The organism is Chlorobium sp., from assembly GCF_021740465.1.
Classification (GTDB): Bacteria; Bacteroidota; Chlorobiia; order Chlorobiales; family Chlorobiaceae; genus Chlorobium.
The window spans coordinates 102,197-112,797 of sequence record NZ_JAIOZR010000007.1 but is presented as its reverse complement, the minus strand read 5'-3'; the positions used below and the strand labels follow the sequence as shown (position 1 = coordinate 112,797).

Annotated in this window: 7 protein-coding genes; 4 read left to right on the top strand and 3 right to left on the bottom strand. The window is 52.9% G+C overall.

The window, feature by feature from the left end; all coding sequences use genetic code 11:
• The first annotated feature begins 140 nt into the window (after positions 1-140).
• The 3 genes from K9G39_RS05160 (at position 141) to K9G39_RS05150 (ending at position 5,877) form a co-directional block, all read left to right on the top strand.
• On the top strand, positions 141-1,472 hold the full coding sequence (locus K9G39_RS05160) for a response regulator (protein ID WP_363319362.1): 1,332 nt from the start codon (positions 141-143) through the stop codon (positions 1,470-1,472).
• A gap of 62 nt (positions 1,473-1,534) precedes the next feature.
• Positions 1,535-2,593 (top strand): cytochrome-c peroxidase, encoded by a 1,059-nt coding sequence (locus K9G39_RS05155; protein WP_292003867.1) that lies wholly within the window; start codon positions 1,535-1,537, stop codon positions 2,591-2,593.
• A gap of 134 nt (positions 2,594-2,727) precedes the next feature.
• Complete coding sequence (locus K9G39_RS05150; protein WP_292003866.1) at positions 2,728-5,877, top strand: PAS domain S-box protein; 3,150 nt, start codon at positions 2,728-2,730, stop codon at positions 5,875-5,877.
• A gap of 38 nt (positions 5,878-5,915) precedes the next feature.
• Here K9G39_RS05150 and K9G39_RS05145 read toward each other — a convergent pair whose 3' ends face one another.
• The 3 genes from K9G39_RS05145 to K9G39_RS05135 form a co-directional block, all read right to left on the bottom strand.
• Positions 5,916-6,569, bottom strand: coding sequence for a CPBP family intramembrane glutamic endopeptidase (locus tag K9G39_RS05145; RefSeq protein ID WP_292003865.1), 654 nt, complete (start codon positions 6,567-6,569; stop codon positions 5,916-5,918).
• 88 nt (positions 6,570-6,657) lie between these two features.
• Positions 6,658-7,635 carry a carboxymuconolactone decarboxylase family protein gene (locus tag K9G39_RS05140; protein ID WP_292003864.1) on the bottom strand — a complete coding sequence of 326 codons (978 nt, stop codon included), beginning with the start codon at positions 7,633-7,635 and terminating at the stop codon, positions 6,658-6,660.
• Positions 7,636-7,815: 180 nt separating this feature from the next.
• Entirely contained in the window at positions 7,816-8,370 is a 555-nt protein-coding gene (locus K9G39_RS05135; protein WP_292003863.1) for a hypothetical protein, read from the bottom strand.
• A gap of 224 nt (positions 8,371-8,594) precedes the next feature.
• Between K9G39_RS05135 and K9G39_RS05130 the strand changes: the two genes are divergently transcribed.
• Positions 8,595-10,487 carry an ABC-F family ATP-binding cassette domain-containing protein gene (locus K9G39_RS05130; RefSeq protein WP_292003862.1) on the top strand — a complete coding sequence of 631 codons (1,893 nt, stop codon included), beginning with the start codon at positions 8,595-8,597 and terminating at the stop codon, positions 10,485-10,487.
• Positions 10,488-10,601: the final 114 nt, after the last annotated feature.

Here is a 10,601-nt window from a genome sequence, read left to right as displayed (position 1 = left end):
AGGGAATCAATAGCCTCATCCAGGCGGCCAAAGCACGGGCACGGGGTTACCGCACTACCAAAAATCTCATCAATATGATCTACCTGATCAGCGGGAAGCTTAATTTTGGCTTACCCACTTGAAATAGCGAGGAGCCTAATATATACAACCGGATATGGAGGACGCTCAAAAGGGGAAAGGTATGGCGTGGAGAGCTGCTCAACAAGAAAAAAAACGGTGACCCCTACTGGGATAACGTCATTATCGCACCGGTAAAAAACGATCAGGGGGTTGTTACCAACTATGTCGCACTGGCCGAAGATATCACCGAACAGAAAAGGCTGTGGAGCGAACTTGTTGCCGCGAAGGAAAAGGCCGAGGAGAGCGACCGCCTGAAAACCGCATTTCTTGCCAATATGAGCCACGAGATCCGCACTCCCATGAACGGGATACTCGGGTTTTCGGAACTGTTGAAAGACCCGCTGCTCAGCGGCAGCAAAAAAGATGAATATATCGAGCTTATCCACAAGAGCGGAAGAAGAATGCTCTGCATTCTGAACGATCTTATCGATATTTCAAAAATAGAGGCGGGAGAGATTACCCTACAGTATACGGTAGTCTCTCTCAATGATGTTTTTCTCGATCTTAAGGCCTTTTTCGAACCACAGGCAACCCTGAAAGGCCTCTTTCTGCGTTGCGGCAAATGTCTCGATGCTTCCGATTGCCTTATCGAGACCGACAGTACCCGGCTTATCCAGATACTGACCAATCTTATGCAGAACGCACTGAAGTATACCCTTACCGGAGGAATAGATTTCGGCTGCACAAAAAAAGGCGACCAGCTTGAATTTTATGTCAGGGATACAGGTATCGGTGTTCCCGAATATCTCAAGGAAAGGATTTTCGACCGTTTTCTGCAGGGGCATGCAGATGTCGTTCACCTGCATGATGGAGTGGGTCTCGGACTGAGCATTTCAAAATCCCTGGTCGAACTGCTTGGTGGTTCTATCAGGCTTGAGTCCGGGGACGGGCAGGGGTCTGTTTTTTATTTCACGCTGCCGTACCGGAAGGGTGTATGTCAGAAAACGGATATGAACCCGCTTTCAGTGCTGTCCGGCCAGAAATTCAAAAAAGACCTGTGCATTCTTGTCGCAGAAGATGACAACGTCAACCGGATACTTCTCGAGAAAGTGCTTGGCGGCAAAAATATCGATGTCATTTCAGCTGTCGACGGGAGCCAGGCCGTTCGGGAAGCACTTCGCAACCCTCATATTGATCTTGTGCTTATGGATATCCGGATGCCGGGAATGAACGGATACGATGCTCTCAGGGAGATCAAGAAGAGCAGGCCGGAACTGCCGGTTATTGCCCATACGGCTTTTGCTTTGTCCGAAGACAAAAAAAAAGCGCTTGATGCCGGTTTTGACCAATTTCTTTCAAAGCCGGTCAATATTGATGAATTGTTTGCCCTGATTCACCGTTTTACGGAATAATTTCATACGACTGATAACGGATTGCATTTTTTATACAACCCTAATAAATAAAGGAGCAAGCCATGGAGATCAAAAGCGTAATTGCCGGAGCAGTCCTGATCATTGCGGTTGCATCCTGCGCACCCGCGCCACAGGCGGGCAAGGAGAGCGTACCGCCTGAAACCCTGAAAGTCGAACCACCCAAACCAAGGACCGGAGAACCCGTTTCTCCCATTGCGGCGGCATCGGTTTCAAACCCCGCTATGGCGGAACTCGGTAAAAAGCTTTTTTTTGATCCACGGCTTTCAAAATCCGGCTTTATCTCCTGCAACTCCTGCCACAATCTCAGTATGGGAGGCAGCGACAACCTTAAATCCTCTGTAGGCCACAAGTGGAACAAGGGTCCCATCAACTCGCCGACGGTACTGAATTCATCGATGAATCTCGCACAGTTCTGGGACGGCAGGGCCAAAGACCTCAAGGAGCAGGCAGGCGGTCCTATCGCCAATCCTGGTGAAATGGCATTTACCCACGAGCTTGCAGTCAGCATGCTGCAATCGATTCCAGGGTATGTCGAGGAGTTCAAAACAGTATTTGGTTCCGACGGGATTACCATTGATCAGGTCACCCAGGCAATCGCAGCTTTCGAGGAAACGCTTGTCACTCCCGGTTCCCGTTTTGACAAATGGCTTCTTGGAGAGGATGAGGCCATAACCAAAGAGGAACTTGAGGGGTATGAACTCTTCAAGACAAGTGGCTGTACCGCCTGTCACAACGGCCCGGCTCTCGGTGGCAATTCCTACCAGAAAATGGGTGTTGTCGAGCCATACAAGGCAACGAGTCCCGCTGAGGGGCGTTCGGCAGTAACGGGCAAGGATGCCGACCGTTTCAACTTCAAGGTACCTTCGCTGCGCAATGTCGAGTTGACTTATCCCTACTTTCATGACGGCGAAGCTGCTACGCTTGCCGAAGCCATTGACGTGATGGGACAGATACAGCTCGGAAAGAAGTTTACTCCGGAAGAGAACGCAAAGCTTGTGGCGTTCATGAAAACGCTTACCGGAACCCAGCCTGTTTTCGAGTTGCCGATTCTGCCGCCTTCCTCGGAAAAGACGCCGGCTCCGGAACCTTTCGGGAAGTGATACCCCCATACCATTTCCTGACGGAGACCGGAAAAGGGCGCACATATTGAAAAGTGTGCCCTTTTTTTTGTGCTTATTGCCCGAAATGTATTGTATCATAGAGGAAGCTTAATTCTTATATCCCATCATTCCCCATGAATGACAAAGAGAAAACCAGAGCTGAACTCATAGACGAGCTTGAAAATATCCGTCGGCATTGCGCCTTGCTTGAAAGGATCGCAAAGCTTCGGAAAACGACCGAGGATCTTCGTTTTAACGAGGATGTGGTACTGCAAAGCATTTTTCGAGCGGTTTCTGCCGGAATCGGGCTGATTTCCGACCGTGTATTCATGGAGGTCAACAGTCGTTTCTGCGAGATGGTGGGTTATTCCAGAGATGAACTGCTTCACCGAAATAGCAGGATGCTTTATGTGAGTGACGATGATTATGAGCATGTCGGCAGGGAAAAGTACCGCCAGATAAGGGAACACGGTACCGGAACCGTTGAAACCCGCCTGAAATGCAAGGACGGACGAATCATCAATGTTCTGCTCAGCTCATCTCCTCTCGATCCGTCTGACTACTCTCAGGGTATTACCTTTACTGCGCTGGACATCACCGATCAGAAACAGGCGGAAAAAGAGTTTGAGGAAACACGCCGGAGGTACTCGGCCCTGTTCGAAAACATGGGAAGCGGATTGGCGGTGTACGAGCCTATGGAAGGTGGGCGTGATTTCAGGTTCAAGGCGTTCAATCCTGCAGCCGAGTCCATAACCCGGATTTCAAGGGAAAAGGTTATCGGCAATACCCTGCTGACCCTCTTTCCGAACATGGATAAAACCGGACTTCTCGATGCGCTGCGCCGGGTTTCGGAGACCGGACGTCCCGAACATCTCCCCCCGTTTTATTATCAGGACAACGACAGGCAGGGGTGGCGTGAAAACCACCTTTACAGGATACCCTCGGGAGAGGTTGTCGCTCTTTTTGATGACATTACCGGATACTGGGAGACGAAGCATGCACTGCAGAAGAGTGAAGAAAGGCTCAGGTTGCTCTTTGAGCATATCAGGGATGGCGTGTTTGTGCATCCTATTCTCGAAAACGGCGATTTGGGCAGGTTTGAAATGGTGAATGCAGCGGCGTGCGGGACTCTGGGCTACACCGAAGAGGAGCTTCTCCAGATGAGTCCCGGGGAGATTGACGATCCGGAACATTCATCCAGCTATATTCCCGAGGCGACGAAGCATCTCTTGCATGAAGGTCAGGTTCTTTTCGAGGCGGTACAGGTCAGCAAAAACGGCACCAGGATTCCTGTAGAGGTGAGTTCGACAAGGGTCGAGCTTTCCGGATCTCCATACATTATCTCCACGGTACGCAATATCTCCGGTCGCAAGGAGAATGAGCGGGAATTGCAGGAAAACAGGCGGTTTCTCCAAAGTATCTATGAAGGGGTCAACCACTCGATTTTCGTTGTTGATGTTCTGCCTGACCGCTCCTACCGCTACAGGGGCATCAACCGGCTGCATGAAACCCTGACCGGCATCAGCAATGAAGAGATTGCGGGGAAAACACCCGAAGAGGTTATCGATCCCCTTTTTGCCGAAGAGGTCATCCGGCACTATGATACCTGTGTGCATGAAGGCGCTCCCATTCGGTATGAGGAGCTGCTTCCGTTCAGAGGCAGGGAGAGCTGGTGGGAAACCGTTCTGAACCCTGTCCGCAACGATGAGGGGTTCATATTCAGAATTATCGGGACCAGCACCGATATTACCCGTCACAAGAAGACAGAGGCAGCGCTTAAAAAACTCAGTGTTGCCGTAAAGCAGAGCCCCTCAGTTGTCGTCATTACCGGCCTGGACGGAACGATCGAGTATGTAAATCCCAAGTTTACCCGTCTGACCGGATATTCCGCCCGGGAAGTTATCGGAAAAAATCCGCGAGTTTTCAAGTCGGGCATGGTACCCAAAGAGGTCTACGACAAACTCTGGAAGAAGGTGCTTGCAGGACAGGAGTGGCATGGGGAATTTTACAATAAAAAAAAAGACGGCGAACTTTACTGGGAAGAGGCAGTCATTGCTCCCATTCTGAATGAAGAGGGGATCATCACCAATTTCGTTGCGGTAAAAGAGGATATCACCGAAAAGAAAAAGCTCTGGAGCGAACTGATTGCGGCCAAGGAAAAAGCCGAGGAGAGCGACCGCCTTAAAACCGCTTTTCTGGCCAACATCAGCCACGAGATCCGTACTCCCATGAACGGTATACTCGGTTTTTCCGAGCTGCTCAAGGACTCGCACCTGTCCGGAGAGGAACAGGCGGAGTATATCGGTCTCATCGAGCAGAGCGGCTTGCGCATGCTGAACATCATCAACGAACTCATCGACATTTCACGTATTGAAGCCGGAGAAACCGTGCTTCAGATCGCCGAAACCTTCCTCAACCGCCTCATGCGCGAACTCCATGCTTTTTTCAAGCCTGAAGCCGAAAAGAAAGGGCTGCATTTCGGTTGTTTTCCCGGACTCTCCGACGAGGAAAGTCTTATCGAAACAGACAGTTCGAAGCTGAGCCAGATTTTGACGAACCTTATCCAGAACGCCCTGAAGTTCACTGCCGAAGGCCATGTGGAGTTCGGCTATACCAGAAAAGACGGAATGCTCGAGTTTTATGTGACCGATTCCGGTATCGGCATTCCGCTCGACAGGCAGGAAGAGATTTTCGAGCGTTTCAGGCAGGTTGATTCGCGTCATGCCCGGAGCTTTGAGGGCACCGGTCTCGGGCTGTGTATTTCCAGGGCTTTTGTCGAGATGCTCGGAGGCTCGATCGGGGTGACATCGGTTGAGGGCCGGGGAAGCCAATTCCATGTTACGCTGCCATACAACCGTGCAGGAACATCTCAAACAGCCGGTTCAGGCTCGCTGCTCGACGAGAAGACCCGGTTTTTGCGAGGAATGACCATTCTGGTAGCCGAGGATGACCGATCCTGCAGTATTCTGCTGAAAGCTATCCTGAAAGGGGCCGACATGACGATTCTACACGCGCAAAACGGCAGGGAAGCGGTGGAGCTGATCTCACGGTACAAGGATATCCGCCTTGTACTGATGGACATTAAAATGCCGGTGATGGACGGTTTGGAGGCTACAACGCGAATAAAGAAGATAAGGCCCGCGCTTCCGGTGATAGCCCAGACGGCGTTCGCTCTGGAAAGTGACCGGCAAAAAGCAGCAGATGCAGGTTGCGACGCGTTTATCACAAAACCGATCAGAAAGGCCGAACTTCTCGAACTGATACAGGAACTTCTTTTGCGGTAAGGAGAACCCTGTATTTGTGCCGGAGGAGAACTTTGTTGTCAAGACATTTTTCGTGCAATTCCGGCCAGAATCGCAAGGGTTCCGATTACGGCATGGGAAAACGATACGCCGGCAAGATTGGGATATTTTCTGTAAATCCCGGCAAAGACAAGGCCTGCGACGAATGTCGCCAGCGTGGTGAAGGCGTCAAGATAGATGATATGCAGAAAGGCAAATGAAGCAGCCGAAACGACGACCTGTGCTGAAGCCCGGGTAATGCCGGAACGGTACATTTCCGCAAACAGAAAGCTCCGGAACAGGAACTCCTGCAAAGGGCTTGAAATGAGCACATAGAAAAAGAAAAAAATGGTCTTCGGGGGTTCGGCTTTTATGGCCAGCACATCAGTATCGTCCAGAAGCAGGAAAAGCGCCATGACAGGGATGATGAAGAGTGCGTTGGCCAGCAGGGACTGCTTAAGGTTTGAAATCCGGATTCCCAGTTCTTCGGCACGATATCCCTTGAGCCGCGAGATCAGCAGCGACACCAGGAAAATACCGGCAAGAACCATCCAGCGGAAAGAGAATGGAACCGCTCCCGATACAAGAAGAACGACCGGCAGATAGTACAGCAGGAACAGCTGGATCAGAAATGCCGCTGGTGAGGGCTTTTTTATGGGAGAAAGCAGGCTTTCTATTCGAAAGAGTGGTTGCATTGCGTTTCAGCTTGAGGTCGTGAATGCGGGTGAGCGGACAAAACAGTGCCATATTCTGATAAGCTGTTTTCGGGACAATCCGTTCAGGTTACCGGAGCCACGAACCGATTCTTCTTGCTGCCGTGAAGCTGCTCCAGGCAAGAAGGCCGAGAAGCCTCCCGTCGCCGGGAAATGAGGCCGAAAATTCGCGGATGTGCTCTTCGGTGATTCGGTAAGGTGCGAGTGCGGCCAGAAGCGAAAGCCTTCCCGCGCTTTTTTCGGAAGCTTCGAACCGGGCCAGCGCGTTGTCGCACCACCTGCCGGAAATATCGGGATCGCCTCCATTCCAGTTCATGACCATCTCCCCGGTGATATTCCGGACCGATTCCGGAACGGCAGCCGAACCTGCCGTTTCAATCGCGCCTGCAAAGCGTGCAAAAGCTCCTGCAGTTTCAACCGAAGATTCCGCCCAGGAGAGGTCATCCGGCAGTTCCGCTGCAGGCAGCAGTCCGAGCGAAGTGCCAGGTATCTTCTCCAGATGGATAGCCGGTTTGAAATACCATGCACCGAGGCGCATCGAAACCGTTTTCCCGATGCCGGATTTCAGCGGCAGGGGGGAGCTTCCAAGCAGGATCGTGACCATGCGGTTGATGTAATGGAAGAACACCGAGGTTCCGATAAATGCAGGCGCTTCGTCCGGTGTGAACGGAGGCGCGGCGAGCGATCTCGCCTTCGGGTCTCGCGTTGCGGCAGCCCATGCGGCAACTGCACGGAGGTACGGATCCCTGTTGCGCTGATTTCCCGATGTACCCATCAGCATCATCGAGTGCGCATCCACGCAGTAAGGACAGTTGTTTATCGACGAAACCGCTGCGGCGACCATCTCTCTGCCATCACGGCGGCCTTTTCCGGCAAGCAGCGTTTCCCGACAGGTCATCCAGGCCCCGGCAAGCAGCTCCGGCAACGGCAGGTGCAGGGTGAACGGCTCGACTTCAGCCCCGAACTCTCTTTTTATCTCTCTGAGCACTCTACCCTGGAGGCTTTCCCTGGAGGGTCGGGGCATGGACCGGAAATATCTGATGCTCATAGCCGGAAAGTCTGCTGAAGGTGACTTGCCGATAACCCTGTCGGACTCTGAATGATTTGACAGCATGTATTCCGTTTCGACGGTTCCGCATGGAAACAGCTTTCGGCTTCCGGATGAAGCATGGAGATTGCCCTCTTGCGTTTTTTTGTCAGGAACCGGAACGGCGGCTTCCGGGGTTTTCTACTGCAGGGCCCGGATCTTTTCGATGATCTCATGATGCGGGTGCTTCAGGAGGTCGTCGTCATGTTCCGGCAGGGTGACGTGCCGGGCAACCACTTCGAGCATGCGCTTTTCGAGGTGCTCGGCAATGTCGAGTATATGGGTGAGATGGTGCTGCAGTTCGTAGTGAATGAACTTTTCGGCATGATGCCTTTTCATTTTGGCGAGCAGTTCGGCCATCATGGTGGCATCGATGTGCCGGGAAACTTCGCTGAAATACTCGAGCGGCAGGTCGTTGGCGTAGCCTGTGGCCTGGTCGACGCCCATTTTCCGGCATACGCCTGCTGCGATGGCGGGTTTGATATGCTCGACCATGAGCGGAATCACCACGAAATGCGGGATGTATTTCACGATCATGCCGATTGCCTGGTAGAGCTCTTCGAAGCCGTCGGTTTTACGGTTTACTACCGCCCTGACATAGGCGACAACGCTTTGCTTCTGCTCCTCCGGCAGATGACGCAGATCTTCGGGTACGGGAATATCGGTCCATGCCAGCGCTTTCTTCAGTTCACTCATGGGATTGTAATTCTTCTTGCAACGTTGACGGTTTTGCCTTGCGGTTCGGGGAAAGTGCAGTTTATCAAAAAAAAACCGAAGAATGAACCCCGGAAGCCAGTTCAGGCTTAAAACAGTAATGAGCAGGGAAAAACCATAGGTTGATTGCCTATATTGAGCGGTTTTTGGATGTGAAGATTATCACGCGAATGTGATGCCCCGAATAACATAACAGGTGGAAAGGTATGGTGCTTTTAACGGTGGAAGGCCTGAGCAAACAGTACGGCCTCAAGAAACTTTTCGAAGATGTCTCGTTCGGAATCGACGACAGGGACAAGATCGGTATTATCGGGGCGAACGGCAGCGGCAAGAGCACGCTCCTGAAAATTCTTGCCGGGGTCGAAACTCCCGATACGGGGCGGGTGACGGTCACCAATAATCGGAAAATCGCCTATCTCCCCCAGGAATCCCCTTATAACCCCGAAGATACGGTGCTCGAGGCCGTCCTGAAATCGGGCGACAACGTCATGCAGCTCATTCTCGATTACGAGCTGGCCTGCCGGGAGCTTGAAGCAGGCCACAGCGACGATCCGGAGCTGCTTGAACGCTTCAGCCGCCTCTCGCATGAACTCGACGCTTCCGGAGCCTGGGATCTCGAATCGAACGCTACGGTCGTGCTCGGCAAACTCGGCCTGAACGATGTGACTGCCAGAATGGGCGAGCTTTCAGGAGGGCAGCGCAAGCGGGCCGCCCTGGCTCACGCCCTTGTAACCCCGTCCGATGCCCTGATTCTCGACGAACCCACCAACCATCTCGACGCCGACAGCGTCGAGTGGCTTGAAAACTATATCCGCCGCTATCAGGGAGCTGTTCTGCTCATCACGCACGACCGGTATTTTCTCGACCGTGTAGCCAACCGCATGTTCGAGCTCGATGGACGCACGGCGCGAACTTTTTCGGGAGGCTACGCAAGTTACCTGCAGCAGAAGGACGAACTGGAGCAGCAGGAGCAGCGCGAGGACCGAAAGCGGCAGGCTCTGATCCGCCAGGAACTCGAATGGATGAGAACCGGCTGCAAGGCTCGTACCACCAAGCAGAAGGCCCGCATGCAGCGGGCCGAAGAGCTGGTCTACGCTCCCGGAAAGGAGCAGCAGAAAGCGCTCGAGATCGGTTTCGGAGCCGATCGGCTGGGCGGCATGATTATCGAGTTTCATCAGGTCTCCAAATCGTACGGCGATAAAAAACTGCTGCACTCGTTCGACTATATGCTGCAGAAGGGAGACCGTATCGGTATTATCGGCCCCAACGGTTCGGGCAAGACAACGCTTTTCGACATGATCACCGGACGGGTGCAGCCCGACAGCGGCCGCATCGATATCGGCAAGACCGTAAAGATCGGCTACTACGATCAGGAGAGCCGTGAGCTCGACGACGACAAGCGGGTGATCGAGTTCATCCAGGAAGAGGCCGAACAGATAAAGCTGAAGGACGGACAGGTTTTTTCGGCATCGAAAATGCTGGAGCGTTTTCTCTTTACCCCCTCGACGCAGTACAGCTATATCAGAACGCTTTCCGGAGGCGAACGCCGCAGGCTCTACCTGCTCCGCCAGCTTATCGGCTCGCCCAACGTGCTGCTGCTCGACGAGCCCACCAACGACCTCGACATTCCCACCCTGCGGGTGCTCGAGGATTATCTCGACAACTATCAGGGGTGTCTTCTCGTGGTGAGCCATGATCGCTACTTCCTCGACCGCACGGTCGAGCATGTGTTCGTTTTTGAAGAGGAGGGACGTATCAGACGCTATCCCGGCAATTACAGCGTCTATCTTGAAATGAAGTCGAAGTACCAGGAACGGCCGGCGTCGAAACCTGTCGCTAAAGAGCCGAAGAAAGAGGTTTCGTCTGTCGCTGCCGTTTCGAAACAGCGCAAACTCAACAGCAGGGAGAAGCGTGAGCTCGAACAGCTCGAAGAGTGGATAGCCAAGGCCGAGGCCCGTCAGGCGGCTATCGGGGATGAACTGACCGCAGCGTCCAGCGACTTCCCGCTGGTACAGAAACTGACCGACGAACTGCGCGCCATCCAGCAGGAGATGGACGGCAAGATGGGCCGCTGGACGGAGCTTGCCGAGTTACTTTAGGGGGAAGGAGGCATTCTGTGTGGGCAGTGGGCAGTGGGTAGTGGGCAGAAGTGTTGGTTGAAAGCAATGGGGGAGATTCCGGATTTTGAATTCCGGATTGTTTATCCGGGTGAA